This is a genomic window from Cryptosporangium aurantiacum (assembly GCF_900143005.1).
GTDB classification, from domain to species: domain Bacteria; phylum Actinomycetota; class Actinomycetes; order Mycobacteriales; family Cryptosporangiaceae; genus Cryptosporangium; species Cryptosporangium aurantiacum.
In genome coordinates this window covers 1,328,797-1,355,569 of the sequence record NZ_FRCS01000001.1, presented here as the reverse complement: position 1 = coordinate 1,355,569, position 26,773 = coordinate 1,328,797, and the positions used below count along the sequence as shown (strand labels likewise).

Annotated in this window: 26 protein-coding genes; 5 read left to right on the top strand and 21 right to left on the bottom strand. The window is 70.7% G+C overall.

The window, feature by feature from the left end; all coding sequences use genetic code 11:
• The first annotated feature begins 7 nt into the window (after positions 1 to 7).
• The 3 genes from BUB75_RS05990 to BUB75_RS05980 are packed head-to-tail and all read left to right on the top strand — an operon-like array spanning position 8 to position 1,644.
• Positions 8 to 337 (top strand): hypothetical protein, encoded by a 330-nt coding sequence (locus BUB75_RS05990; RefSeq protein ID WP_073252198.1) that lies wholly within the window; start codon positions 8 to 10, stop codon positions 335 to 337.
• Between the two features lie 33 nt (positions 338 to 370).
• Complete coding sequence (locus tag BUB75_RS05985) at positions 371 to 1,303, top strand: VOC family protein (RefSeq protein ID WP_073252196.1); 933 nt, start codon at positions 371 to 373, stop codon at positions 1,301 to 1,303.
• Positions 1,304 to 1,332: 29 nt separating this feature from the next.
• On the top strand, positions 1,333 to 1,644 hold the full coding sequence (locus tag BUB75_RS05980; RefSeq protein WP_073252194.1) for a hypothetical protein: 312 nt from the start codon (positions 1,333 to 1,335) through the stop codon (positions 1,642 to 1,644).
• A gap of 51 nt (positions 1,645 to 1,695) precedes the next feature.
• On the opposite strand, the gene BUB75_RS05975 is transcribed toward BUB75_RS05980, so the two are convergent.
• The 13 genes from BUB75_RS05975 to BUB75_RS47545 form a co-directional block, all read right to left on the bottom strand.
• Complete coding sequence (locus BUB75_RS05975; RefSeq protein WP_143175033.1) at positions 1,696 to 3,252, bottom strand: APC family permease; 1,557 nt, start codon at positions 3,250 to 3,252, stop codon at positions 1,696 to 1,698.
• A gap of 26 nt (positions 3,253 to 3,278) precedes the next feature.
• A complete protein-coding gene (locus tag BUB75_RS05970) occupies positions 3,279 to 4,484 on the bottom strand; it encodes an NAD(P)/FAD-dependent oxidoreductase (RefSeq protein WP_073252190.1) in 1,206 nt (401 codons plus the stop codon).
• Position 4,485: 1 nt separating this feature from the next.
• The gene (locus BUB75_RS05965) at positions 4,486 to 6,132 is read right to left on the bottom strand and encodes a thiolase C-terminal domain-containing protein (protein WP_073252188.1); all 1,647 of its coding nucleotides are present in this window, start codon (positions 6,130 to 6,132) and stop codon (positions 4,486 to 4,488) included.
• A complete protein-coding gene (gene fdxA, locus BUB75_RS05960; RefSeq protein ID WP_073252186.1) occupies positions 6,132 to 6,449 on the bottom strand; it encodes a ferredoxin in 318 nt (105 codons plus the stop codon). The genes BUB75_RS05965 and fdxA overlap by 1 nt, the downstream gene beginning before the upstream one ends.
• 66 nt (positions 6,450 to 6,515) lie before the next feature.
• Positions 6,516 to 7,892 (bottom strand): cytochrome P450, encoded by a 1,377-nt coding sequence (locus BUB75_RS05955; protein WP_073252184.1) that lies wholly within the window; start codon positions 7,890 to 7,892, stop codon positions 6,516 to 6,518.
• A gap of 92 nt (positions 7,893 to 7,984) precedes the next feature.
• Positions 7,985 to 9,364, bottom strand: a complete 1,380-nt coding sequence (locus BUB75_RS05950; protein ID WP_084740242.1) for a cytochrome P450 — start codon at positions 9,362 to 9,364, stop codon at positions 7,985 to 7,987.
• 15 nt (positions 9,365 to 9,379) lie between these two features.
• Entirely contained in the window at positions 9,380 to 9,571 is a 192-nt protein-coding gene (locus BUB75_RS05945; RefSeq protein ID WP_073252181.1) for a ferredoxin, read from the bottom strand.
• Positions 9,572 to 9,597: 26 nt separating this feature from the next.
• Positions 9,598 to 10,470, bottom strand: coding sequence for a mycofactocin-coupled SDR family oxidoreductase (locus tag BUB75_RS05940; RefSeq protein WP_073252179.1), 873 nt, complete (start codon positions 10,468 to 10,470; stop codon positions 9,598 to 9,600).
• 29 nt (positions 10,471 to 10,499) lie between these two features.
• Positions 10,500 to 11,969, bottom strand: coding sequence for an aldehyde dehydrogenase family protein (locus BUB75_RS05935; RefSeq protein ID WP_073252175.1), 1,470 nt, complete (start codon positions 11,967 to 11,969; stop codon positions 10,500 to 10,502).
• A gap of 24 nt (positions 11,970 to 11,993) precedes the next feature.
• A complete protein-coding gene (locus BUB75_RS05930; RefSeq protein ID WP_073252173.1) occupies positions 11,994 to 12,824 on the bottom strand; it encodes an NAD(P)-dependent oxidoreductase in 831 nt (276 codons plus the stop codon).
• Positions 12,821 to 13,951, bottom strand: coding sequence for an amidohydrolase family protein (locus tag BUB75_RS05925; protein WP_073252171.1), 1,131 nt, complete (start codon positions 13,949 to 13,951; stop codon positions 12,821 to 12,823). The genes BUB75_RS05930 and BUB75_RS05925 overlap by 4 nt, the downstream gene beginning before the upstream one ends.
• 30 nt (positions 13,952 to 13,981) lie before the next feature.
• A complete protein-coding gene (locus BUB75_RS05920; RefSeq protein ID WP_245806216.1) occupies positions 13,982 to 14,803 on the bottom strand; it encodes an NAD(P)-dependent oxidoreductase in 822 nt (273 codons plus the stop codon).
• Entirely contained in the window at positions 14,800 to 16,032 is a 1,233-nt protein-coding gene (locus tag BUB75_RS47545) for a CaiB/BaiF CoA transferase family protein (protein ID WP_073252168.1), read from the bottom strand. The genes BUB75_RS05920 and BUB75_RS47545 overlap by 4 nt, the downstream gene beginning before the upstream one ends.
• 497 nt (positions 16,033 to 16,529) lie before the next feature.
• Between BUB75_RS47545 and BUB75_RS05910 the strand changes: the two genes are divergently transcribed.
• Together BUB75_RS05910 and BUB75_RS05905 are read left to right on the top strand one after the other, a co-directional pair.
• Positions 16,530 to 17,345: a mycofactocin-coupled SDR family oxidoreductase gene (locus BUB75_RS05910; protein ID WP_073252165.1), complete on the top strand. Its 816-nt coding sequence runs from the start codon at positions 16,530 to 16,532 to the stop codon at positions 17,343 to 17,345.
• Positions 17,346 to 17,383: 38 nt separating this feature from the next.
• On the top strand, positions 17,384 to 18,379 hold the full coding sequence (locus BUB75_RS05905; RefSeq protein ID WP_073252162.1) for a LacI family DNA-binding transcriptional regulator: 996 nt from the start codon (positions 17,384 to 17,386) through the stop codon (positions 18,377 to 18,379).
• Here the strand turns inward: BUB75_RS05905 and BUB75_RS05900 are convergent.
• The 8 genes from BUB75_RS05900 to BUB75_RS05865 all read right to left on the bottom strand — a co-directional run bounded on the left by BUB75_RS05900 (position 18,376) and on the right by BUB75_RS05865 (position 26,721).
• Positions 18,376 to 19,413, bottom strand: coding sequence for an acyl-CoA dehydrogenase family protein (locus BUB75_RS05900; RefSeq protein ID WP_073252160.1), 1,038 nt, complete (start codon positions 19,411 to 19,413; stop codon positions 18,376 to 18,378). The genes BUB75_RS05905 and BUB75_RS05900 overlap by 4 nt on opposite strands.
• A complete protein-coding gene (locus BUB75_RS05895) occupies positions 19,410 to 20,612 on the bottom strand; it encodes an acyl-CoA dehydrogenase family protein (RefSeq protein ID WP_073252158.1) in 1,203 nt (400 codons plus the stop codon). Before BUB75_RS05895 ends, BUB75_RS05900 begins: the two co-directional genes overlap by 4 nt.
• Positions 20,609 to 21,391 carry an enoyl-CoA hydratase/isomerase family protein gene (locus BUB75_RS05890; protein ID WP_073252156.1) on the bottom strand — a complete coding sequence of 261 codons (783 nt, stop codon included), beginning with the start codon at positions 21,389 to 21,391 and terminating at the stop codon, positions 20,609 to 20,611. Before BUB75_RS05890 ends, BUB75_RS05895 begins: the two co-directional genes overlap by 4 nt.
• 14 nt (positions 21,392 to 21,405) lie before the next feature.
• Entirely contained in the window at positions 21,406 to 22,371 is a 966-nt protein-coding gene (locus tag BUB75_RS05885) for an acyl-CoA dehydrogenase family protein (RefSeq protein ID WP_073252154.1), read from the bottom strand.
• On the bottom strand, positions 22,368 to 23,516 hold the full coding sequence (locus BUB75_RS05880; protein WP_073252152.1) for an acyl-CoA dehydrogenase family protein: 1,149 nt from the start codon (positions 23,514 to 23,516) through the stop codon (positions 22,368 to 22,370). The genes BUB75_RS05885 and BUB75_RS05880 overlap by 4 nt, the downstream gene beginning before the upstream one ends.
• 47 nt (positions 23,517 to 23,563) lie before the next feature.
• Positions 23,564 to 24,310, bottom strand: coding sequence for an SDR family oxidoreductase (locus BUB75_RS05875; protein ID WP_073252851.1), 747 nt, complete (start codon positions 24,308 to 24,310; stop codon positions 23,564 to 23,566).
• A 98-nt stretch (positions 24,311 to 24,408) separates the two neighbouring features.
• Positions 24,409 to 25,212: a FadR/GntR family transcriptional regulator gene (locus tag BUB75_RS05870; protein ID WP_073252150.1), complete on the bottom strand. Its 804-nt coding sequence runs from the start codon at positions 25,210 to 25,212 to the stop codon at positions 24,409 to 24,411.
• Positions 25,213 to 25,245: 33 nt separating this feature from the next.
• Positions 25,246 to 26,721, bottom strand: coding sequence for a class I adenylate-forming enzyme family protein (locus BUB75_RS05865; RefSeq protein WP_073252148.1), 1,476 nt, complete (start codon positions 26,719 to 26,721; stop codon positions 25,246 to 25,248).
• Positions 26,722 to 26,773 lie beyond the last annotated feature (52 nt).

Genomic DNA, 26,773 nt, shown 5'->3' with positions numbered 1-26,773 from the left:
TCGGACAATGGCAAAGACGCTACTGCTCGCCTGGAGCAGCCCGGCATCGGCGGAGGTCGAGGCCGAGCTGAACCAGTGGTACGAGGGGAGCCACATCCCGGAGCTGCGTGCGGCGATCCCGTCGATCACGGTCGCGCACCGGTACAAGCTGCACCCGGCACCGGACGCCGACCCTGCGCCGACCCGCTACCTGACGGTCTACGAGCTCGACGAGGACGACGTCGACGCAGCAGCCGCCGCGCTCAACGCCGCGATCGGCAGCGGCCGGATGACGTTCACCCAGACGATCAACATGACCGAGCACCCACCGGTCCTGGAGTGGTACGAGCACCTCTGACCCCCTTTTCCTCCGCCCCTGTTAGGAATGGTCATGCACCGACCGAAGAAGACCGGTGACTACGGCATCGGCCAGATGATCCACTGCATCCACATGACCGACGACGTCAAGAAGCTCAACGACTTCTACCGGGACGTCTTCGGTGCGCTGCTCTACATGGGCGAGGACGAGCCGAACTACCTGCCGCCGGAGGACCGGTGGGCGAGCCTGATGATGGTCGGCGACCTCTGCATCGAGACGATGGCCCCGAACACGCCGGTCGACGCCACCAAGCCGGTCGGCAAGTTCTACACGAAGTTCGGCCGTCACTGGCACTCGGTCGGCTACCGGGTCGACGACCTCACCGGGCTCGCCAACAACATGATCGAGCGGGGCATTTACATCGGGCGGCCCGGCGGCGGCAAGGTCGAGAAGATGGACGAGGGCGTCGGCTACTTCTACCCGAGCCCGCGGGACATGTTCGGTCTGATGGCCGAGATGTGCACCCACGACATGCCGAACGACCCGCGGTTGAAGGACGGCTGGGCGGAGCAGGAGCGGCAGTGGGAACAGCACCCGCTGACGATCCGCCGGCTGGCCCACGTCATGCTCGGGGTGAAGGACCTGGACGCGGCCACCGCGTCGTACGTCAACCGGGTGCAGGCGGTGCCGCTGCAGAGCGGTGTCGACGACGTCACCCAGGCGAAGTTCCAGATCGTGCAGCTCGGTGACTCGCTGCTCAAGCTCGTCCAGCCACTGGACGATGCGTCGGATCTCGGCCGTCACGTCGCGAAATACGGCAACATGATCTATGCGGTCACGTTCCGGGTCACCGACCTCGACTCGGCCGAGCGTTGGCTGACCAAGAAGAACATCCGCACCACTCGGCCGACCCCCACCACCGTCGCCGCGGACCCGGCCGACACGTGGGGCGCGCCGTATTTCTTCACGACGGAGTCGATCCCCGACGACCCGTTCGAAGACTGATTCCCCCGCCGGAACCAAGGAGACTCCCCATGCCCACTTACTCCGTCGGCCAACGCCTGCGCAGCGCCGTCTCCAGCGTCGAGGCGATCGTCGTCCGTGTCCCGAACGGGGACGTGACGATCACGTGCGCCGGTGAGCCCATGCTCGGCCCGGACGACAAGGCCGACCCGGCGGCGGCTCCGGCACACCCCGCGCAGCGGCACACGCTGCTCGGCAAGCGGTACCAGGACGAGGCCAGCAACCTGGAGATGCTGTGCGTCGCCGCCGGCGCGGGCGAGATCGCGGTCGACGGGCGGACGCTCACGATCAAGACCGCCCAACCGCTGCCTGCCTCGGACTGAGCGGCAGGAACGGCGAAGGGGCGGCCCTCGGGCCGCCCCTTCGTCGTGTGATCAGCGCCAGTGCTGCTGCGGCGGGACCGGGGGCGGCACCACGGGAGCCGGGGCCGGCCGTTCGCGGGACGTCAGGCCCTTGCCGATCGCCGCGTACACGTCCGGCTTGCTGCCCCGCAGGACCAGCGCATAGGTCACCCCGGCACCGAACACGACGGCGATGAGCAGCGGCACCAGCCAGACCGCCATCGGCGGCGCGCCCGGAGCCACTTCGCGGATCTGGAACACCCCGTAGAAGAACAGCCCACCGGTCGTGACCACGGCGGTGAGGCCCGCGATCACCTGGCCCTCCCAGCCGAAGAAGCCGCCTTCCTCGGCCTCGCTGCGCAGGAACCAGAGCGCGGTCGCCGCCGACGCCAGCGTCAGCGAGCCCACGATCGCCAAGCCGGCCGCGACGATCAGCCACTGCGCCAGCACACCGGTCTCCGAGAACGACGCGACGAACGCGATTAGGCCCGCGAGCGCCGGTTGCACGTACGTCGCCGCGACCCGCGGCTCCCCGCCGGGCGCCTTCACCGCGAACACCGACGGAAGCACGCCGTCACGCGCCAGCCCGGCGACCTGACGGGACGCGGCGTTGTTGATCACGACACCGGTGACGAACAACCCGATCACCAGGTTGATCAGCACGAGGTCGATCGCGAGCGACTGACCGCCGACGCCGGCGAACTGGGCGACGAGCGCCGGCACCAGCGACTCCCCGTTGCCGGGCGCGGCCGCGGCGTTCTCCGGCCCGACCGCGACGCTGACCGCCCACGCGCTGAACACCAGGATCAGCGTCGTCAGCACGTAGGAGAGCACGGTCGCCTTCGGCACCGAGCGGACCGGATTCGCGAGCTCGGTGCTGTACGACGTGCTGACCTCGGAGCCGACGAACGCGGTCACCGCGAACACCAGCCCGACCGCGAACGAACCGGAGAGCAGCCAGCCCGGGTCCAGCGCGTCGAACGAGACGCTGTCGCCGGCCGGCGTGTTGAGCGCGACCAGGTCGAACCAGATCACGCCGACGAGCTGCTCGACCGCGACCACGATCGCGATCCAGACCACGACCCGGAGCGGGAGCCGCACCGCGCCGAGGATCACCGCGAGCCCGATGAGCAGCGCCACGGTCGGCGAGAGATCGATGTCGAAGACGCTCGCGACCAGCGTCTCCATGATGCGGGCGAGCAGGCCGTAGAACCCGGCGGCGATGCCGAGGTAGGCCACGAAGACGAGCGCGGCGGTGCCCAGCGCGACCGCGCGACCGAGGCCGAGGCTCACCTGCGCGTAGAGGCCGCCGGTGTGCCGGATCTGGCGGCCGAGCCCCCGGTACCCGACGACGTAGGCGAGCAGGATCAGCCCGGCCAGGAGGAAGACCAGGGGCGTCGCGACGACCCGCCCGTGCGCCCAGGCGGCGGGCATCACCGACCAGAGCAGCATCAGCGGGGCGTGCGCGATGACGAGCAGCGCGACGAGATGGTGGGTCCGCAGACCGGCGGTGGCCCGCGGACCGGAAGGAACGGATGGGTTTCGAGGAGGAGCGATGGTGGGTCTGGACGCGCCGTCGAGTCTGGACAAGGGAGGGGGTTCTCCGGATGTTCGGATCAGCGAACCACGCCGCCGATCAATTCTTGGGTGAGGGACAGCACCGTGCCCCGGTGCGCACCGGTAGCGACCAGCCCGCGCAAACGCGGAAGGTAACGGGGCGCACCGAATCCGGCGACCGCCATCAGGCGGTCACCGGCGAGATACCCGACGACCGTGCCCCGGACCGGGCCGCCGTCGAGTCCTTCCCCGATCAGGGGTAAGACGTTGTCGGCCAGGTCGGGACGGCCGACGAGCTGGATCTTCAGGCCGAACTGGTCCGACCAGACGTACGGCACCGCGGGTGCAGGCAGCTCCTGGCCCAGTACGTCCCTGGCGACGACCGCGGCCTGATCAACGGTCGTCGTCCAGTGTTCGGTGCGGCAGCGGGCGCCCCGCACCTCGTCCCACCACGCGGCGACGTCGCCGAGTGCCCAGACGTTCGGTGCGCCGACGACCCGGCCGGAGCGGTCGCAGGCGATCCCGTCTCCGACGTCCACGCCTGAGCCGGCCAGCCAGCCCAGGTCGGGCGTGGCCCCGATCCCGACCAGCACGATGTCGGCCGACAGCGTCGACCCGTCGCCGAGCGTGACAGTATGCGCGTCGACGAACCCGGTCAGCGCGGTACCGCACCGCAGGTCGACGCCGTTCTCGGTGAACAGCCGGTTGACCAGCGGGCCGATCGTCGGGCCGAGCGCCCGCTCGCACGGCGACGGTGCCGCCTCGAGCACGGTCACGTCCAGGCCCCGGGCCTTGGCCGCGTGCGCGACCTCGGCCCCGATGAACCCACCACCGACGACGAGCAGCGACCGGGAGGCGTCCAGCGCGTCGCGCAGCGCGGTGGCGTCGTCGAGCGTGCGCAGCGTCCACACCCCGTCGGGCTGACCGGGGATCGTGCGCGCGGTGACGCCGGTGGCGATCACGACCGCGTCGCCGGCGACCGTCGAGCCGTCGTCCAGTTCGACGGTGGTGCCGTTCAGCCCGGTCGCGGCCGCGCCGAGCCGGTAGGAGACGTTGAGTTCGTCGAGTGCGGGCTTGTCCCGGAGGATCACCCGCTCGGCGTCCCAGACACCGCTGAGGATCTGCTTGGACAGCGGTGGCCGGTCGTACGGCGGGTGATCCTCGGCCCCGATCAGCGTCAGCCGGCCCTCGTACCCGCACGCCCGCAGCTGCTCGACGGTGCGCACACCGCCGAGCCCGGCGCCGACGACAACGACGTGTTCCACTTCAGTCCCTCCGGAGCAGCAGGACGCCGCTGGGCGTCAGGCCGCCACTGCTGACCACGGCCACGCGCGCGTCGGTGACCTGTCGCTCGCCGCCGTCACCGCGGAGCTGGACGATCGCCTCCTGCAGCAGCCCCATCCCGTGCGTGCGGCCGTGCGAGAGCTGACCGCCGTGGGTGTTGAGCGGCAGGACGCCGTCCCGCGCGATGTTCTTGCCCCCGTCCAGAAAGTCCTTGGCCTCGCCGATCCCGCAGAACCCGAGCGCCTCGATCCAGGACAGGCAGTTGAACGTGAACCCGTCGTAGAGCTGGGCGACGTCGACGTCGTCCGGGCGCAGCCCGGTCCGTGTCCACAGGTGCGCGGCCGGGCCGAGCACCTGCGGCTCGTGCGTCGACGTGCTCTGGTCCCACTCGACCCGCTCGATCAGCTGGGTGCCGACGGCCTCCACCCGCACCGGCGGCTGCCGCAGGTCACCGACGGCGTCGGCGGCCGAGACGATGACCGCGATCGACGCGTCCACCGGAACGTCGCAGTCGTAGAGGCCGAACGGCGTGGTGATCAGCCGCGCCCCGAGGTAGTCGTCCATGTCCATCGGGTCGCGGTAGGTCGCGGTGGGGTTCAGTGCGGCGTTCGCACGCTGGTTGAGCGCGATCCAGCCGAGCGTCTCCCGGGTCGTACCGTACTTCCGGAAGTGGGCTTGCGCGTTGATCGCCAGCCCGTGTGCGGCCGACGTAGCGCCGAACGGCACCGACCATCCGCTGTCGCCGGGCACCCGGCCGAAGGACGGCGCGAGCTCTCCCCGCTTCTGCATCTCGTCGTGCGTCGACTGCCAGATCGTCCGGAAACACAGGACGTGACGGGCCAGCCCGGCGGAGACCGCAAGCATCGCGGCGATCACGGAACCGCCGGGACCGAAGGTCTCGGCGCCGCCGTTGTACCAGGTGGGCCGTATCCGCAGCGCGGCCTCCAGCGCGGTGACACCGCCCTCACCGAAGCCGCCGGCCGGGCCACCGCCCGGGTAGGTGGAGAGGCCGTCGATGTCGTCCATCGTGAGGCCCGCGTCGGCGACCGCCGCCTCGCACGCCTGCACGGTCAGCGTCAGCGGGTCGACGCGCAGCCGCCTGCCCATGTCCGAGGCGCCGACGCCGCTCAGCACGACGTCGTCCTCGAACTTGCGGGTGGTGAGCATCGGCCGCACCCGGGCGCGGATCTCGGCCGGGCCCTCCTCGTCCTCGGGAAGCTCGCCGGGCTCACCGGCCGCCGGCCTGAACAGCGGCAGCCAGACGTCGTCGACCTGCTCGAACGTCACCTGGACGCGCATGCCCAGCTCGACGGCGTCGGGCTCGACGTCGACCAGCCGGGTGGTGAGCCGGACCCGGTCGTCCTCCTCCGGCGCGACCCGCGCGATGACGTACGGCGCGGGCAGCCCGGGGAGCGCGAAGCGGTGGTTGACGGTGAAGCCGACCACGGTCCCGAAACCGGACAGCGTGGTGATCGTGGACTCGGTGCTCCGGCAGCGCGGGCAGGCCGGCTTCGGCGGATGGATCAGCCCTTCGCAGGACGAGCACTGCTGCATCCGGAGCACACCGTCGGCCCCGGACTTCCAGTAGAACTCGTTGAGCAGCGAGACGTACGGCAGCGGGCCGGGCATCACGCCTCCCGTTCCGGCAGGGACGCCACGAAGGGGACGTCGGGCTGCTTGCCGATCTTCGACGCCCCGCCCGGCGAGCCGATCGTCGCGAAGAAGACCACGTTGGCCTCGGCGAACGGCCCCCACTGCTCGGGCAGGTCCTCTTCGAAGTAGATGGCTTCGACGGGGCAGACCGGCTCACAGGCTCCGCAGTCGACGCACTCCTCCGGCTGGATGTAGGCCATCCGGCCGCCCTCGTAGATGCACTCGACCGGGCACTCTTCGACGCACGCCCGGTCGAGCACGTCGACGCAGGGTTCGGCGACCACGTACGCCACGGTTGTTCTCCTTCGCCAAACGAGGCGGCGGCGCCGGCTGACGCCGGCGCCGCCGCGGGTGACAACTCAGTCAGACAGCTTGGCCACGGTCTTGTGCACCGTGACCGGCTCGGCCAGACGCTGCTCGTCGCAGATCTTCTGGAGCTTCTCGATCGTCTCGTCCAGCCCGGGACCGAGCCGAGGTCCCGGCGTGAACGTCGCCGGGAGGTGCTTCATGCCGTTGATGATTCCGGTGGTGTCGTAGTGCACGGCTCCGTCGGGATCGCACACGAAGTCCGGCATCCGGTCGAACACGTGCCGGAGCATCGTCTTGAACGTCGCTCGCGCCACGTTCGAGCCGATGCACCGGTGGATGCCCAGACCGAAGCTGGCGTGCCGGTTACCCTTCCGATCCAGCTGGATCTGGTGCGGGTTCTCGAACACGGTCTCGTCCCGGTTGGCCATCGCCCAGGACATCCAGATCCGGTCGCCCTCCTTGAACTGCGTGCCGGCGATCTCGCAGTCCGCCGAGATCGTCCGTCCGTCACCCTGGGCCGGGGTGAAGAACCGCAGGAACTCCTCGGTCGCTGAGTCCCGGAGCGACTCCCAGTCCCGGATGAGGCGATCGCGCTCCTCCGGGTGCTCCGACAGCCACTCCAGCGTGCGCGCGGTGAGCGACGTCGTGGTGTCCAGCCCGCCGCCGATCAGCAGCTGGACCGCCCCCACGATGTCCCGGTGCGAGGCCTTCCCGCCGTTGATGTCGGCCTTGATCAGCGCGTCGATCAGGCCGGGGCGGGGGTTCTCCCGGATCTCGTTGATCCAGTGCTCCGCTCGCCCACGCGCCTCGAGGTACTTGGTGAAGACGTCCATGATCTCGGGCGAGTCGTGGCGCGTGTAGACCGTGGCGTGCGCCGGTTCGCAGTGCACCACCCAGTCGGCCAGCGGCATCCCGAGCATCGCCATCGTCAGCACCGCGGGCACCACGTTGGCGAGGTCGTCGACGAAGTCGATCTGACCGGACTCGATCTTCTCGTCCAGCGACGCCCGGGTGATCTCCTCGAGCACCGGCTGCCAGCGCTTCACCGCCGCCGGGGACAGGTACGGGTTGAGCGCCTGCCGGTAGTGCCGCTGCTCCGGCGGGTCCATCTCCAGGAACCCGCCGATCGGCTCGCCCGGCATGCGCGGCGGGGGCGGGATCGTGATCCCCCAGTACCCGCGTTTGACCTCGTCGGGGTCGTTCTCGTGCGACAGGATGTCGGCCCGCCGCGCGATGTCGAACACTTCCTTGTTGCCACTGGTGAACCAGTAGCCGCCGTTCGTCTCGTTCCAGGCCACCGGGTAGTTCGTGTGGAACTCGTCGGCCAGTTCTTCGAACTCGATCCGGTAGCGCGGCGAGTGCCGGTCGAGGTTGATGCGCTTACTTTTCCGCTGTTCTTCGATGTCGCGACCGTCGTCGATGGTCATCGATTCCCTCACTCCGGGGGGCAGTAGCGGGGTGGGTCGGCGCAGGAGCGGGCGGCGTCGCTCGCGCGACGCCGCCGCCCTCGGTGCCTAACTCAATCGGTCAGTTCGGCCTTGGCCTTGCGCACCGTGACCGGCTCGGCCAGACGCTGTTCGTCGACGATCTTCTGCATCTTCTCGATCGTCTCGTCCAGCCCGGGGCCGATACGTGGCCCCGGAGTGAACGTCGCGGGCAAGTGCTTCATCCCGTTGATCACGCCGGTCGTGTCGTAGTGCACGGCACCGGACTTGTCGCAGACGAAGTCCGGCATCCGGTCGAGCACGTGCCGGATCATCGTCTTGAACGTCGCCCGCGCGACGTTCGAGCCGATGCACCGGTGGATGCCCAGACCGAAACTGGCGTGCCGGTTACCCTTCCGATCCAGCTGGATGCGGTGCGGGTCCTCGAACACGGTCTCGTCCCGGTTGGCCATCGCCCAGGAGAGCCAGAGACGCTCGCCCTCCTTGAACTGAACGCCGTCGATCTCGGCGTCCACCGCGATCGTCCGGCCGTCACCGACCGCAGGCGTGTAGAACCGCAGGAACTCCTCGGTCGCGGAGTCGCGCAGCGACTCCCACTCCCGGTTGAGGCGATCCCGGTCCTCCGGGTTCTCCGACAGCCACTCCAGCGCATGCGCGGTCAGCGCCGTCGTGGTGTCGAAACCGCCACCGATCAGCAGGCCCACGGCGCCGAGGACATCCTTGTCCGACGGCGGCGCGCCGTTGATCTCGGCGGTGATCAGGCCGTTGATCAGGCCGGGGCGCGGGTTCTCGCGGATCCGCCCGATCCACTCCGCGGTCTTGGCCCTGGCGTCCATCATCATCTGGAAGACCTGCATGACGTTCGGCGAATCCGGGCGCGTGTACACGCTGGCGTGCGCCGGCTCGCAGTGCACCACCCAGTCCGCCAGCGGCATCCCGAGCATCGCCATCGTCAGCACCGCGGGCACCACGTTGGCGAGGTCGTCGACGAAGTCGATCTGACCGGACTCGATCTTCTCGTCCAGCGACGCCCGGGTGATCTCGTCGATCACCGGCTGCCACCGGGCCACCGCGGCCGGGGACAGGTACGGGTTGAGCGCCTGCCGGTAGTGCCGTTGCTCCGGCGGGTCCATCTCCAGGAACCCGCCGATCGGATTACCGGGCCGACGCTGCGGCGGCGGGATCGAGATCCCCCAGTACCCGCGCTTGACCTCGTCCGGGTCGTTCTCGTTCGACAGCACGTCAGCCCGCCGTGCGATGTCGAACACTTCCTTGTTGCCACTGGCGAACCAGTAGCCACCGTGCGTCTCGTTCCACGCCACCGGGCACTTGCCGTGGAACTCGGTCGCGAGGTTCTCGAACTCCACGCGGTACTGCGTGGAGTGCCGGTCGAGGCTGATGCGTTTGTTCTTCCGGGCGTCCGTGTTCGGATCCCGGACGTCGTCGATCGTCACTAAGGTTCTCCCTGCTCAGAACAGGATGATTGCCTGCTCGGGGCAGGTGCGGGCGGCCTCTTTCGCGAGCGTCTCCTGGTCGGCGGGGACGTCCTCGCTGACGGCCGAGGCGTGGCCGTCGATGTCACTGAGTTCGAACAGATCCGGGGCGGTCATCGCACACAGCGTGTGGCCCTGGCAGATCTGCGGATCAACACGAACCTTCATGGGGAGCCGTACCTCCGGTCAGCGCGTCAGACGTGGTAGTCCTGGAACTTCAGGTACGAACCGGCGTCCACCCGCATCTGCATGCCGGTGACGTAACGAGCCTCTTCGGACGCCAGGTAGAGAACAGCGTTGCTGATGTCGACCGGCTCCACGTACGGAACCGGCATCAACTGCTGGAAATAGAACGCCATCTCCGCGTCTTCGCGGGTCGGGTTCTCCAGGTCCGGGCGGAACGCCTTGTACATCGGCGGGCTCTGCAACATCGGCGTGTTGCAGTTGGTCGGGTGCACCGCGTTCGCCCGGATGCTGCGGGTCGCGAGGTTGCGGGCCAGCTCGTGGATGAACTCGCAGACCGCCTTCTTGGCGTACTGGTACGACGCCCCGCCCGGGTCCTGGCCGACCGACCCGGCAGCGCCGAGACCGGCACCGGTCATCGCGACCGCGGCCGAGGACGTGGCGATGATCGACGCGCCTGCCTTCAGGTGGGGCAGCGACGCGTGGATCGCGTTGATGACGCCCACTAAGAGCGTGTCGACGCCGTCCATCCAGGCCTGGACCGCCGGCTCGCCCTTCATCGGTGCGATACCGGCCTGTGCCACCACGATGTCGAGGTGCCCGAGCTGCGCGACACCCTGCTCGACGGCCGCGATCAGCTGCGCGCGCTCCCGGACGTCGGCCTCGACCGCGACGATCCGCCGGTCGAGCGCCTCGACCAGTGCGACGGTCTCCTTGAGGTCGTCCGAGGACGACATCGGGTAGTTCACCGTCTCGAAGTCGCGGCAGATGTCCACCGCGATGATGTCCGCGCCCTCTTCGGCGAGCCGGACCGCGTGGCTACGGCCCTGTCCTCTGCCCGCGCCCGTGACGAACGCGACCTTTCCCTCTACCCGACCAGCCATGGTTCGACCTCTCTGTCTACTGTGCTGATTCAGCGCGCGGCCGCGGTCGGCCAGGCGATGGTCTTGACCTCGAGGAAGTCCTCCAGGCCCTCGGTGCCCCACTCCCGCCCGAGGCCGCTCTGCTTGTAACCGCCGAACGGCGACTGGACGTCGAACCAGTTGCCGCCGTTGACCCCGACCGTGCCGCTCCGCATCCGCCGGGCCAGGCCCATCGCACGCTCGAAGTCGGCGCTGTGCACGGCACCGGACAGGCCGAAGATCGTGCTGTCGGCGATGCGCAGCGCGTCCTCGTCGTCGTCGAACGGAAGGACCACCATGGCCGGGCCGAAGATCTCGTCCTGCGCCACCGCGGACTTCGGGTCGACGCCGGTGATCAGCGTCGGCTCGACGTAGTAGCCGCGCTCGAACCGGTCCTGCGGCTTGCCACCGAGGGCGATCCGGCCGTCGCGGGCAGCCGCCTCGTAGTACCCGAGCACCTTGTCGCGCTGCGCGGCGTTGATCACCGGCCCCATCAGGTTGCCCGGGTCGGTGGGGTCGCCCCACGGCATCTGCGCCATGACCGCGGCCAGCTGCTCGACGGTCTCGTCGAGCTTGTTCCGCGGCACGAGCAGCCGGCTCTGCACCGCGCACCCCTGGCCGGCGTGCACGACGATGCCCATCGCCAGGCCGGGCAGGATCTGCGAGAAGTCGGCGTCGTCCAGCAGGATCGCGGCGGACTTGCCACCGAGCTCCAGCGTGACCCGCTTGATCGTCTCGGAGGCGGCCGCCATGACCTTGCGGCCGGTGCCGGTCGAGCCGGTCAGCGTGACGTGGTCGACGTCCGGGTGGGTGGCGAGGATCTGCGCGACGCTGTTGTCGCTCGTGGACACCACGTTGAGCACGCCGGCCGGGATGTCGGTGTGCTCGGCGGCGATCTTGCCGAGGGCCAGCGCGCTGAACGGCGTGTCCGGAGCTGGCTTGAGCACGACCGTGCAGCCGGCCGCGAGCGCGGCGGCGGTCTTGGCGATGTTCAGGTAGAACGGGTAGTTCCAGGGCGTGATCGCGGCGACCACACCGGCGGCCTCGCGGCGGACGACCCGGCTGGTCGCCGCGCCGTAGAACTCCTTCTCCGGCAGCGGACGCTCGAACTCGTAGCTGCCGAGCAGGTCGATGTAGTGGTCGATGAAACCGATCGGGCCCTCGAGCTGGATCGCGCCGGTCAGCGCGACCGGGCTGCCCGACTCGGCGACGACGATGCTCCGCAGCTCCTCGACGTTGTTCCGCAGGGCGTCGCGCAGCTGGATGAGGCAGTGCCGGCGGAACTCGACATCGGTCGACCAGGACGTCGTGTCGAACGCCCGGCGCGCGGCACCGATGGCCTTCTCGACGTCGGTGGCGTCGGCGTCGGGGGCGGCGCCGATGACCTCCTCGGTGGCCGGGTTGATGTTGTCGAATGTGCGGCCGCTCCCGGCGGCGACGAGCTCGCCGTCGATGAGAAGGCGTTCACCAAGCGATGTCATGAAGAGCTCCGAGGGGGGTGAGTTTCAGGCGAGAGCGCGAGCGTGCTCGGGAACCGTGAGAAGGCCGGCCAAGGTCTGGTGGGCGGCGGCGAGCGCACCGAGGTCACCGCCGAGGTCGGCGACGACCTGGCGGACCACCGCCACGTCCTTGCCGATGAACTCGCCGGCGGCCGCGGCGAACCCGGCGACCGAGCCGGCGCGGGCCACGCCGGACAGCGCGAAACTGTTCGAGCTGCCCTGCGGCAAGGCCTCGAGCAATGCCGCCTCGGAGACGCCGAGCTGGGCACCGAGGTCGACCGCGGCCGCGAGCAGCCCGATGTTGGCCGCGAACACGGCGTTGTTGATCAGCTTGACCCGCTGGCCGTTGCCGCGGCCACCGACGTGCAGGATCGGGTCACCGTAGGCTGCCAGCGCGGGGCGGGCGCGGGCGACCGCCTCGTCGCTGCCGCCGACCAGCAGCGTGATCCGGCCGGCGGCGATGTCGTGCGGGCCTCCGCTGACCGGGGCGTCCAGCACCTCGATGCCCCGGCCGGCGGCGCGCTCGGCCAGCGCGTCGGCGGTGCCCGGGTGCCCGGTCGTGTGGACGATCAGCAGCGCGCCGTCCGGCAACGCGTCGATCAGCCCGTCGTCGAGGGCCACCTGGCGGACCTGCTCGTCGGTGTGGACGCAGATTACGACGGCCTCGGCGCCGGCCGCGACCGCGCCGAGGTCGCGTACCGCTACGGCACCGTCCTCGGTGAGCGCCGCGGCGGCGGCGTCGGAGCGCGCGAGCACGCGGACCTCGTGCCCGGCGCCGGCCAGCCGCTGCACCATCGGCCGGCCCATCCGGCCGGCGCCGACAACTCCGACTCTCATGCGGGGAAGTTGAAGATTCGGCGGGCGTTGCCCTCGACGATCAGCCGTGCCTCGTCGTCGGGAACTCCTGCCAGCTGCTCACCGAGCACCTTGCGGGTGTGCGGCCAGTTGCAGTCCGAGTGCGGGTAGTCGCTCTCGAACAGGATCTGCTCGACGCCGATCGAGTGGCGCAGGTCGATGCCGTTCTGGTCGGAGATGAACGCACCGTAGATGTGGTCCTTGAACAGCTCCGACGGCTTGCGGTCCTGGTCGATGTTGCACCAGTACTTGTGCCGGCCCCACGAGTAGTCGGCACGCTCGAGGATGTACGGGATCCAGCCGATCCCGCCCTCGGAGAGCACGAACTTGATGTTCGGGAACTTGTAGAACACCGGCGAGATCAGCAGATCGACGCAGGCCATCATCGAGTTGATGCCGAACAGCGCGATCGTCACGAACATGTCGGCGTCCTGCGCGACGCCCTGCGGCGCGCCACCCGAGCCGAAGTGGACCGACACCGGGAGGTTGGCCTCCTCGCAGATCCGCAGCAGCGGGTCCCAGTGATCGGTGTGGTACGACGGCAGCCCGACGCGGTGCGGCGCCTCGATGAACGACACCGACTTGGCGCCCTTCGCTGCGGTGCGCTCGACCTCCTTGACCGCCGCCTGAACGTCCCAGAACGGGACCATCACCAGCGGGATCTGGCGGTCGGGTGCGTAGGCGCACCACTCGTCGAGGATGAAGTCGTTGTAGGCGCGGATGCACTCCGCGGCGAGGTCCTTGTCCTCGCACGCGTAGAACGTGCTGCCGGCGAACCCACCCATGTTCGGGAAGCACAGCTGGGCCCAGACGCCTTCGACGTCCATGTCCTTGATGCGCTCACCGATGTCGTGGCAGCCCGGGCGCATGTCGTCGTAGCTGCGCGGGTCCATGCCGAACTCGCGCGGGTGCTTGCCCGCGACCGCGTTGAGCGCGAAGTTGCCGGACGGCTTGCCGTTGAAGATCCAGGTGTCGTTGCCGTCCGGCAGGCGCTCGATGCGCGGCGCGACGTCCTGGTACTTCTGCGGCATCCGGTCGAGCCAGACCCGCGGGTGCTCAATCACGTGATCGTCGACCGAGATGATCTTGGCATCGTCGGGGAGCGGCATGTGCGTGCCTCCAATCAGGAACGGAACCGGTCAACGAGGGTGTTGCATCGTGTTCAGCGCCGAGTCGGCCGCGGGTAGCACCGCGCCGACCTCCGCTCCTGCCGCGTCGGCCAGTTCGACCGCCAGCCGGACGTCCTTCTGCAGTAGTGGTCCGGCGATGGGGGCCATCCGGGTGGCGTCGTAGTCGCCGCCGGGCAGCACCGCGGACGCGGCGAAGCTGTTGCCGCTTCCGGAGCCGAAGACCTTCGCCAGCGCTTCGAGGTCGACCCCGAGCTCCCGGCCCAGCGCGTACGCCGACTCGGCGACCCCCAGGTGCGCGGTGAACAGGAGGTTGTTGAGGATCTTCGTCACCTGACCGGAGCCGACCGGCCCCAGGTGCAGGATCGGGTTCGCGAACGTCTCGAACACCGGGCGGACCTTCTCCAGCACCGCCTCGTCACCGCCGACCATCACGAGCAGACGCTGTTCGGCCGCCGCGTGGCCGCCACCGCTCACCGGCGCGTCGATCAACGCGACGCCCTTTCGGGCGGCTTGCTCGGCGAGCGCGCGGCAGGTGTCCGGGTGCACTGTGCTGTGGACGACGATCACGCCACCCTCGGCGAGACCGGAGAGCACCTCCTCGCCGATCGTCCGCACCCCGTCGTCGTCGACCACGCAGAGGCAGACGACGTCGCTGGCCTTCGCGAGCGCCGCAGGCGAGTCCGCGACCGCCGCGGCGGTGTCCGCGTAGGGCTCCAGCGACTCCGCCCGGCGCGCCCAGAGCGTGGTCGGGAAACCGGAGTCGACGATCCGGCGCGCCATCGGTCCGCCCTGGGACCCCAGACCGATAAACCCGACCCGGACCGTAGTCACGTGACCGCTCCGGCGATCTTGAACTCGAGCGCCTTCTCGTCGGTGAAGCCGAGCTCGGCCAGGATCTCGTCGGTGTGCTCGGCGAACTGCGGCGCCCGGGTGAGCACCGGCGGCTTCCGGTCGAACTGCACCGGGTTCGCGACCAGCTTCTGCGTGTTCCCCTCGTAGTCGACGACGTCGACCACGCCACCGACGGCCCGCAGCTGCGGGTCGTTGCCGACCTCGAACGTGTCCTGGACCAGCGCCCACTGGCCTTCCATGTCGTCGAAGACCGAGACCCACTCGTCCTTGGTGCGGGCCGCGATGATCTCGGCGACGATCTCCCCGGCCCCGAGCGCGTTGCGCATCAGCTTCTCGGTGGTGTCGAACCGCTCATCGACGATCAGGTCCGGACGCCCGACGACCTGACAGAAGTCGGCCCAGTACCGGCCCGGCTGCAGCATGCAGAGGTTGATCCACCGGCCGTCGGACGTGCGGTAGTTACCGGTGAGCGGGTTGTTCGGGGTGCCGCCGGCCCGGGGGGCGAACTTCGGCAGCGGCCCGCCCGACTGCAGCGCGAGGTTGACGTTGAGCTGGATCGCCCACGCCCCGACGCCGAGCAGCGACACGTCCACGACCGACGGCTCGCCGGTCGTCGCGCGGGCGTACAGCGCCGCCGCGATGCCACCGGCGATCGTCATCCCGCCGATGTTGTCGCCGTAGGCACCGGCCGGCGGCGGCGTCGGAGCGGCCGCACCGTCGGGCGTCAGCGCGTCGGCCGTGCCCGCGCGGGCCCAGTACGCGGTGCCGTCGTACCCACCGCTCTCCGCCTCCGGACCCGCGTGCCCGAATGCCGACCCGACCACGAAGATGATGTTCGGGTTGACCGCCCGGACGTCGTCGAGATCGATGCCGAGCTTCCGGCGTGCGGCCGGGAGAAAGTTCGTCAGGAAGACGTCGCTGCGCCGGATCAGCTCGTGCAGGACCTCTTTGGCCTCCGGCTTCTCCAGCGAGAGACCGAGGCTGCGCTTCCCGCGGTTCGGGCCTTCCATGATCGGCGCGAACGTCGAGTTCTTCGAAATGACGTCGTGTCCGAGCGCCTTGACCAGGCCGCGCTGGGCGTCACCCTTCTCGGCGTGCTCGATCTTGACGACGTCGGCACCCCAGTCCGCCAGCACAGCGCCGGCGGACGGCACATAGGTGAACTGGGCCACCTCGAGGACCCGGACGCCTTCCATCGGCCTTAACACGTGACGCACCCTCATCTCTGCCACGGGCCGGGGCTCCCGGCGAACGTGCCGGGCCGGGACGTCCCGGCGGGGACTCCGGTGACCTGGGGGTGGAGGAAGCGGCATCGCGGCAGTGAAAACGCCGCACCGGCGACAGACCTGCGCTCCGGGCGGTCTGTCGTGCTCCTCCACGTCGAGGAAACCGGGGACATCGTATAGTTCTAAAACTATCAATCTCAAGGGCTTCCACGATGTTCTCGTCGGGCCCTATTGCCAGCTCATACGCGTAGTGCACCCGCATCCGCGGCATTTGAGACTTGGAAATCCGTTGAAGTCTGCAACCGGGGAGCGTGATTCCTAGCACGTGCTAGGAACGCACCCTACGCGTGTCCTGCGTCACACGGAAGACATCAGACGGAAGCACTCGCGTCTTCCGCGGAACCCGGCCGGAAGCAACGCGGCGGGAGTACAGTTCGGGCGCTAGCACGTGCTAACGAACACTGAGATCAGAGGCGTACATGGCTGGACGGGTGGAAGGAAAGGTCGCGCTGATCACCGGCGCGGCACGCGGGCAGGGGCGCGCCGAGGCGATCCGGCTCGCACAGGAGGGTGCGGACATCATCGCGGTCGACATCGCCGGCCCGCTGCCCAGCGTCGACTACGACTCCCCCACGCCGGACGACCTGGCGGAGACCGTCGCGCTGGTCGAGAAGCACGACCGGCGGATCGTCTCGGCGAAGGTCGACGTCCGCGACCTCGACGCGCTCACGGCCGCCGTCGACGCCGGGGTCGCCGAACTCGGCCGGCTCGACGTCATCGTCGCCAACGCGGGCATCTGCGTCCCGCGGGCGTGGGACCAGGTCACGCCGCAGATCTACTCCGACACGATCGACACCAACGTCACCGGCGTCTGGAACACCGTGATGTCCGGCGCGAAGTACCTGGTCGAGGCCGGGGGCGGGTCGATCATCCTGATCAGCTCCGCCGCAGGCCTGAAGGTGCAGCCGTTCATGGTGCCCTACACGACCAGCAAGTGGGCCGTCCGCGGCATGGCCAAGGCGTTCGCCGCCGAGCTGTCTCAGCACAACATCCGGGTCAACAGCGTCCACCCGACCGGCGTCGCGACGCCGATGGGCACCGGCGACATGCAGGTCGCGATCGGCGCCGCGATCCAGACGTACCCGAAGCTCGCGGGCATGTTCGCCAACCTGCTGCCGGTCGACATCACGCAGCCCGAGGACGTGGCCGACACCGTGCTGTTCCTCGCCTCCGATGAGTCGAAGTACATCACCGCCCACGAGATCGCGCCGGACGCGGGCGTCACGGAGTTCTGAACCTTGTAGCGTGAACGAAAGACGAGGGAGGGAGGCCGGTGGCTGCAGCGCGTCGTCCGCGGGTGACGAGTACGGACGTGGCGCGAGCCTCCGGCTTCTCCCGGCAACTGGTCGGCTTCGTCCTGAACAACACCCCCGGTCAGTCGATCCCGGAGACCACGCGCGCGAAGGTGCTCCGGGCCGCCGAGGAGCTCGGTTACGTTCCGCACGGGCCCGCCCAGGCGCTGCGACGCGGGCGCGGGCGGACCGTGCTGCTCGCGATCCCCGACCTGCCGCAGGGCGGGACGATGGGCGACATGCTCGAGGTCCTGGCGGACGAACTGGCCACCGAGGGCTTCACGCTGGTGACCTACCTGCTCGGCGCGGAGCATCGGTCGCCGAAGGACGTCGCGGCCGCGCTCGCGCCGGTCGCGGTCGTCGGCATGGTGCCGTTCACCGAGTCCGAGATCGCCACGTTCACGGCCAGCGGTGCCGCGCTGGTGCTGCCGCAGCCCGGGACCCGGTTCGGGTCCAACCTCGAAGAGGTCATGCAGCTGCTCGGCGAGATGCAGGTCGACTACCTGTCCGGGCGTGGCCACCGCCGGATCGCGTTCGCGGTGCCGGGCGACATCCGCTCGGCGTCGCTGTCCGCCGGGCGGTACGAGGGGGCGCGGCGCGCCGCGGAGCGTCGTGGGCTACCGCCGGTCAAGCGGTACGTGGTGCCGTCCGAGGGTGCCGCGGACGTCGTCCGCGTCTGGCGTTCGGGCCGCCACCCGATCACCGCGGTCGCGTGCCACGGCGACGAAGTCGCGTTCGCGGTGCTGGCCGCCGCCCGCGCGGCCGGGCTCCGGGTTCCCGAGGACCTCGCGGTGATGGGCGCCGACGAGCTGTCGATCGCCCGCTACGCCGAGCCGCCGCTCACCACGATCTCGATCGACGGGCGCAGTTCCGGCGTGATCCTCGCGCGGACGCTCGTCGACCTGCTCGCCGACCGCACTCCCCCGCCGTTCGACCTCCACGACGGCATCACGCTGGTCCCCCGCGCGTCGGCCTAGGCCCAGCGGGCGGCGAGGCGCTGGCGGTGTTCCGCGGGGGATCCGAACAGCGCGCGGTTGAGCGCCGCCCGCTTCAAGTACGCATGAATCCCGCTCTCCCACGCGTACCCGATCGCGCCGTGCAACTGCATCGCGGTCCCGGCCGCCTCTACTGCGGCCTCGCAGGCGTAGGACTTGGCCCGGGACACCGCGGCCTCATCCAGGCGCGCCGCCGCGTCCGACACCAGCAGCCGGGCCAGGGAAGCTCGGACGTAGAGGTCGGCGCACGCGTGCTTGACCGCCTGGAACGACCCGATCGGCCGCCCGAACTGCTCGCGGGTCCGGACGTGGGCCACGGTCGCGTCCAGCACGGCCTCGCTGATCCCGAGGCTGTCGCAGGCCACCGCTGCCGCCGCCCGGTCGACGAGACGCCGCACGGCCACGGCGGGGTCGCCGGCGAAGCGCACGACCGCGTCGGCCGGGACCGGGAGGTCCGAAGCCTCCACGACCCCGAAACACCGGGTCTCGTCGAGCACGGGTTGTTCGACGATCCGCACCGCGGAAAGCTCCGGGACAACGACCACGACGGCTCCGTCGGGATCCTCCGCGAGCAGCAGGATCCGGTCGGCCCCGACGGCGTCGGGGACGAACGTGGCCCGTCCGGTCAGCCGGAGCCCCCGCTCCAGCCGGAACGGGACGCCGTCCGCCAGGCCACTGTTCCCGGCGTCGCGGATCGCGGCGGCCGGCGCCACGGTGCCGTGCGCGACGTCGCGGAGCAGTTCGTCGCGGGTGGTCGACGGCGCGAGCAGGCCGAGCGTCCCGACGCTCAGGACCGCGCCCAGATACCCGCTGCGGGTCGCCGCGCGGCCCATCTCCTCGAGGACGACCGCGACCTCGGCGAACGTCGCGTCAGCACCGCCGAGCGCGTCCGGCACCTCCAGGCCCGCCCAGCCCGCCTCGGCCAGCGTCCCCCGGTCGACGGACGGCTGGGCACCGAGCAGGTCGCGCGCCACCGCACGCAAGTCATCGTGCAGTTCGAGAAGCTCGGTGCTCATGCGGCACTCGGCTCGCGAGGCAGGCCGAGCGCGCGCTCGCCGATGATCGTGCGCTGGATCTCGCTCGTCCCGCCGGGGATCGTCCACTCCCACGAGCCGATGAAGTCGAGCATCCAGGCGCCGGACTCCCACCCGCTGGAGAGCGGCTTGCGCAGCACCGTGTGCGCGGCCGGCCCGGCGATCTCGACGCCGAAGTCCATCACCCGCTGCAGCAGCTCGCTGTAGACGAGCTTGACGACCGACGCGTCGGCCGCACCCGCCGTCCCGTCGCCCGCGCGCTCGACGTGCGTCCGGCACAGCGCGCGGAGCGCCGCGATCTCGGTCTCGAACGCGCCGAGCCGTTCCTGCACCCGCGGGTCGTCGAGCGGACGTGACCCGTCGGCACGACGATCGCCGCACGCCTCGACCAGCCACCGGAAGCCCGCGTTACCCAGCCGCTCGGCGAGTTCGAGCATCGTCATCCCGCGTTCGGCGCCCAGCGTCGCCTGCGCCACCCGCCAGCCCTCGTTCTCCGGCCCGATCCGGTTCGCGACCGGGACCGTGACGTCGTCCAGGAAGATCTCGGCGAAGTGTGACTCGCCGGTCGCCTGCCGGATCGGACGCACCTCGACGCCGGGCGCGCGCAGGTCCAGCAGCAGGTAGGTGATCCCGCGCCGTTTCGGTGCGTCCGGGTCGGTGCGGACGAGCAGCAGGCACCAGTCCGCGTACGCGGCACCGCTCGCCCAGATCTTGTGCCCGTTGACGACGTAGCGGTCGCCGTACCGGCGCGCGGTCGTCCGCAGCGCGGCCAGGTCGGACCCCGCACCCGGCTCCGAGAACCCCTGGGCCCAGATCTCGCCGTCCAGGATCGCCGGGAGGTGTCGCGATCGCTGGGCGTCGGTGCCGGCGATCAGCAGCGTGGACGCGGCATGGTGGATCGCGACGAACGCGAGCACCAGGCGGGGCGCGTCGGCGGCGGCCAGCTCCTGGTAGAGCACGGTCTGCGAGGCTGCGGACAGTCCGCCGCCCCACTCGGCCGGCCAGTGCGGAACCGCGAGTCCGGCCGCACGCAGCTCCTGGAACCAGGCCTGCTGGAACCGGACGTACTCCGCCTCCGGCACGCCGGTCTGAGTTCGTCGCCAGTCCGGTGGCACGTGGGTCCGGCACCAGTCCCGCACCGCGACACGGAACTCAGCGGGCTCGGAAGGCCAGGAGTTCATGCCGGGCCCGCCGGGGGACGCAGCGCGAGCAGCCGTTCCCGGTGCTCCACCGAGCGCATCGACGCCCCCTCGGCGGCGAACCCCTCCGGCAGCGCGTCACCCAGCGCCCGCGCCAGGACGCCGTTGAGCAGGCGCTTCGTGCCGCGCAGGGCCTCCGGCGACTGCGCCGCGAGCCGTTCCGCGCAACGTCGGGCCTCGGTGAGCACCGCATCCGGGGAGACCACTCGGGTCGCGAGGCCCAGCTCCACCGCGGTCGCGGCCGGGATCCGGTCGCCGGTGTAGAGGTACTCCCGGGAGCGCAGGATCGGGGTGAGCAGTGACCAGAACGCCGCACCACCGTCCCCCGCGACCAGGCCCACCGTCACGTGCGGATCGGCCAGGTAGGCGGTCTCCGAGAGCAGCACGATGTCGGAGAACACCGCCAGCGTGCAGCCGAGCCCGACGGCCGGTCCGTTGACCGCGGCGATCACCGGCAGCGGGAAGCGGAGCATCTCGTCGACGATCCGGGCGCCCGCGACCAGGCTGGCGTCCCGCGCCACCGGATCGTCGAGGAACGACGTGATCCAGTCCAGGTCGCCGCCGGAGCAGAACGCGCGGCCCGCGCCGGTGAGGATCACCACCCGCGCGTCGTGGTCCGCGGCGAGCTGCTCCCAGACGTCGGCGAGCCCGGAGTGCAGGGGCTCGTTGACCGCGTTGAACACGTCCGGGCGGTTCAGGACGACGGTCCGGATCGGTCCGTCGACCTCGACGCTGAGCTCGGCGGGCAGGTCGTACTCCATGGTCGGTCTCCCTCTCACACCGGGCTGACGTCGAGCGGCTCACCGAGCGGCTCGCCGAACAGCCCGGTCAGCCCGCGCCGGCCGACGAGCCGGGTCAGCCGCTCGCGCGCCGCCGACAGCCCCAGCGGCAGACGACGCAGTGGCTGGCTGTACCGGGACAGCCAGGAGAGCGTCGTCTCGTCGCAGAAGCCGCTGGCGCCGTGCAGCTGGTGCGCGGCGCGGAACACGGTCTCGGCCGACTCCGCCGCCGCGATCCGCAGTGCGAGCGCGTCGGCCAGCGCGTCCTCGCTCTCGGTCTGGACGCTCCACAGTGCGTGCTTGGCCAGCGCTTCCACGCCCATCCGCTCGACCTCGGCGTCGGCGAGCTGGAACTGGACCGCCTGGAACGCCGAGAGCGGCCTGCCGAACTGGGTCCGGAGGCGGACGTGGGCCCTGGCGAGGTCGATCGCGCGGTCCAGCATCCCCAGCAGCGTCCAGCCGGGCAGCGTCAGCGCGAGCGCGACGTCCTTGGCCCCGTCGTCGTCGATCGGGTCGAGCTCCAGCTCGCTGACGAACAGCGACGTGCGGGGCGGACGGGTCGCCGGTGTGGCCCGCGCGCTGCTGCGGTTTCCGTCCAGGGTGACCGCCGCCCAGCGCAGGTCCAGGTGCGCGACGGCGGCGGAGGGCACCGGCCCGGCGACGACGAGCAGGCCGTCGACGGCGAGGTCGACCGGGCGGGCCAGCCGCTCGGCCACCGGGTAGGCCAGCGCCCAGTAGCCCGCGCTGCGGCAGAGCGCCGCCGCGGCTTCCAGCTCGATCGGGTTGCTGCGCGCCTCCAGGTCCCAGGCTCCGAGACCGGTCAGCACCGGCTCGACGAGCCCGCCGCGGCGATCCGGCTCGTACTCGGCACGCTGCACGAGCGAGTCGCCACCCGCCGTGGCGAACGCCCGCGACGCCTGCTCGGCGTATTCGGTCGCTTCCTCGCTCAGCTCGAGGTTCACGACGCCGCCAGCAACGCGCGGGAGAGCAGGACGCGCTGCACCTCGATGCTGCCGGACGCCACCGTGGAGGCTTGGGCGTAGCGCCAGTGGTCCTCCACCTGGCGCCGGTACCGGAGCCCGTCCGGTCCGGTCAGCGCCGCCGCACCCACGATCTCCATCAGTACCTCCGCGCTGTCCTGGTCGAGCTTGGTGACCGCGATGCGGTAGGCCGCGGCGTCGCCGGGGGTCACCCGGCCGTCGCTCTGCAGCGCGACGACCCGGTAGGCGAGCAGGCGGGCCCGTCGGCAGTGGACCAGCATCCGCGTCCAGCGGGCCCGCAGCTCGGGCGGCAGATCGTCCCACTGGTCGCCGAGGACGTCGGGAGCGGCCTGCAGCAGGCGCTCGCACCGGGCGTACCGCGCGATCCCGACCCGCTCGAACGCCAGCACCTCCTGGACCACCCGCCAGCCGTCACCCTCGGTTCCGAGCACGTCGGCGGGGCCCACCCGGACGTCGTCGAAGAACACCTCGTTGAGGTGGTGCGGGCCGAGCATGCTGCGGATCGGCCGGACCACGATGCCCGGTGCGTTCATCGGGACGAGGAAGATCGTCAGCCCCTGCTGCTTCTTCGCCCCGTTGGACGTGCGGGCGAGCAGGAAACACCACTGCGCCATCGAGGCGTAGGACGTCCAGATCTTCTGGCCGGAGACCCGCCACCCGGTGCCGTCCGGACGCGCGGCCGTGCGCAGCGACGCGAGGTCGGAGCCGGCTTCGGGTTCGCTGAAGCCCTGGCACCAGATCACCTCGCCGCGCGCGATCGGGGGCAGGTGCTGCCGCTGTTGTTCCGGGGTGCCGTGCCGCATGATCGTCGGGCCCACCCAGTTGACGCCCATGTACTGGGCGCCGCGGGGTTCGTGGTGGGCCCACATCTCCTCGCGGACCACGGTCTGCTCCCAGGGTGACCCGCCGCCGCCGCCGAACTCCTCCGGCCACGCGACGCAGAGCAGGCCGCGGTCGGCGAGCACCTCACAGAACCGCTGGGCGACCGCGAGATCCGCCGGATCGTCGGTGAACGCGCCGAGGTAGTCGGCGGGAACGTGCTCCGCGACCAGACGACGCAGCTCGGCGCGTAGCGCCGTGGCGCGCTCCCCCATCGTGTACTCCATGGGGTTCACGATAATACAATCCTTACAATGATAGTGAGTTTAGCGGATCACCGCGCGGTCCAACCTCCGTCGACGACCACGGTCTGACCGGTGACGTAACTCCCGCCGTCGCCGACCAGCCACAGCACGGCGCCGACGATGTCGTCCACCGAGCCCTCCTTCGGCAGCGGCGTGTTGCGGCGGAGGTACTCGCGCGCCTTCTCGGCGTCGTAGAGCGGGCCGGTGATCTCGCTGCGGAAGAAGCCCGGCGCCACCGTGTTCACCCGGATCGAGTGGCGCGCCCACTGCACCGCGAGCTCGGCGGTGAGGCCGGACAGGCCGGCCTTGCTCGCCGCGTAGGACGCCTGCGGGATCCCGGGGATGCCGACCCGGCCACTGATCGACGAGATGTTGACGATCACGCCGCGCCCCAGCTCACGCATGTGCGGGAAGACTCCCTGCGCGAGCAGGAGCGGCGCCAGCAGGTTGAGGTCGAGCGTCCGGCGGGCGGCCTCGAGCGGCTCGGACTCGGCGCGCTCCTCGGTGAACATGCTCCCGGCGGCGTTGACCAGGATCTCGGGCGGCCCGAGCCCGTCGACGACCGCGGGCACGACCGAGCCCACCCGCTCCGGATCGGACAGGTCGCACTCGACGGCCAGCCCCTTGAGACGCGACGCCAGCTCGTCGAGCCGATCACGCCGGCGGGCTACCACGGCGACCCGGGCGCCGAGCGACGCCATCGCCTCGGCCACCGCGGCACCGAGGCCGGAGGAGGCACCGGTCACGATCGCGACCCGGCCGTCCAAATCGAGCATTCGTGCCGCGACCTCGCGGTCCAGGGCCACGCCGGTCTCCCTCGGTCGGTGAAGGCCGATCCTAAGGAAAACTCTCAATCCTTACAAGGATAGGCGCGTCAGCCGCGCCGGAACCGCTTCCGGCTCCGCTCGGACGCCGCGTCGATGACGCCGCCCTTCAGCGACCGGCCGACCCAGTGCTGGGTCGCGCTCAGGTGCTCCTGGGCGATCCGGGCGGCCTCGTCCGCGTCGCCGTCCTCGATCGCCTGCACCAGGCGCGCGTGGGCGCGATGCGCGGCGGCGCAGTCGGAGTGCGAGGGGTAGGCGCCCCGCGAGGCCTGCGCCTCGGCCCAGGCCTCTTCCTGCACCGACCACAACGACGTCAGGCTCTTGACGACGACGCGCAGCGTGGCGTTGGTCTCGAAGCCGACCAGCGCGTCGTGGAACTCGCGCGACGCGGTCGTGAACACCGCACCGTCGTCGATGCAGCGCTCGCTGGCATCCAGCAGCTCGCGGAGCCGCGGGACGACGAACCGGTGCCGGTCCGCACGCTGTGCCAGGCGGCTCGCGCAGAGCGGTTCGAGCACGGCCAGCGCGTCACCGAGGTCGGTGGCCTTCACCTGCATCGCCTGCAGCGTCAGGCCGAGCGCGTAACCCGCGGTGCCGATGTCCGGCGCGTGCACCACCGCGCCGCCGCGGTTGCCGCGCCGCACGGTGATGAACCCTTCGGTCTCCAGGATGCGCAGGGCCTCGCGCACCGACGGGTAGCTCACCCCGAACTCGGCGACGAGTTCGTCCTGTTTCGGCAGTGAGGTGCCGTCGACAATTCCACCAGCGAGGATCCGGTTACGCAGGGCCGCGGCGACCTGCTCCGCCATACGCAATTGGCTGATTTTCGTGTGCTCGGAGCCTGCAATCGCCATAATTGTAAGTTTAGCAGTGATGCGGCTGCGGACTCATGACCGATCCGGTGCGGCGATGAGCTGAGGCAATTCGGTGCGCTGCACCTTGCCCATCGCGTTCACCGGCAGAGTGTCCACCTGGGTCCAGACCTCCGGAACCTTGTACGGGGCGAGTTCCCGGCGGCACCGCTCGGCGAGCGCGTCCAGGTCGAGCGTCGTCCCCGCGCTCTGCACGACTGCGGCCACCCGCTGGCCGAGCCGATCGTCGGGAACGCCGCAGACCGCGACCCGGACGACGTCCGGGTGCGCGGCGATCACCCGCTCCACCTCGAGCGGGTAGATGTTCGCCCCGCCCCGGATGATCACGAGCTTCTTCCGGTCGAGGACGGTCAGCCAGCCGTCGGCGTCCACGGCCCCGACGTCGCCGGTGGGGAACGGGCCGGGAGCGGCCGCGCGAACGCGGCCCTCCTCCCAGTACCCCAGCAGCGGACGCCAGACGCCGGCCCACCGGCCGGTGGACGCCGCGGCGAGCCGCAGTTCGCCCGGTTCGCCGTCCGGGAGCCGGTTACCCGCCTCGTCGTACGCGGCGACGTCGTACTGCGGAAGCACCTGTCCACTCGCACCCGGCCGCCAGTCCTCGCCCGGCGGGTCGATCGCGACGACGGTCGGCGCCTCGGTGAGGCCGTAGGTCGCACGAGGCACCAGCCCGTGGGTCGCGGCGAACGCGCGGCGCACGGTGTCCGGCGTATCGCTGCCGCCGCTCCAGACCTCGCGCAGCGAGCTCAGCTCCGCGTCCGGACGCCGGGCGAGGTCGTAGAGCTGCGCGGGCGCGCCGTTCCAGACCGTGACGCGCCGGGTGGCGATCCACTCGGCGACGCCGTCGACGTCGCGCCGGTCCATCAGCACGCAGCAGCCGCCCGCCTGCGCGGTGAGCAGCGTCGAGAGCACGATCAGGTTGAGGATCGTGAGCGGGAAGCTGTCGCCCTTACGCAGGTCCGGCCCCCAGCCACGGGTGGCGACCAGCACCGCGCCCGGCAGCAGCAGGTTGCGCTGGCTGTGCACGACCGCCTTGGGCACCCCGGACGTGCCGCTGGTGAACGCGATTCCGGCCGGCGCGTCGAGGTGCCGGTCGACCGGGGGTGCGCTCAGGTTCTGACCGAGGAGCTCCGCCCATCGATCGGGGCCCACACCGTCCACCCGGCATCGCGGCCCGGCCAGCACGACCGTCGGCTCGATCAGGTCGCGCAGCCCCTGCTGTTCGGCCGGCGCGAGCGCCTCGCCGATGCCCGCCCAGACCGCACCGATCCGCTGGGCACCGTGGAAGGCACCGACGATCGTCAGGTCGTTGGGGAGGCAGGCCGCCACCCGGTCACCGGGCCGCACCCCGAGCGACCACAGCGCTCCGGCCGCACGCCGGGCCTGGTCGTCGAGGTCGGCATAGGACCAGACGCCCGACGCGGCCTCGACCGCGGGCCGGTCCCGGTAGCGCGCGACCGCTGCGTCCAGCACGCCGGGGATCGTCTTTTGCACGAACCCTTGATATCACAATCTTTATAATGATTCATTGATTAGGGTTCAATGC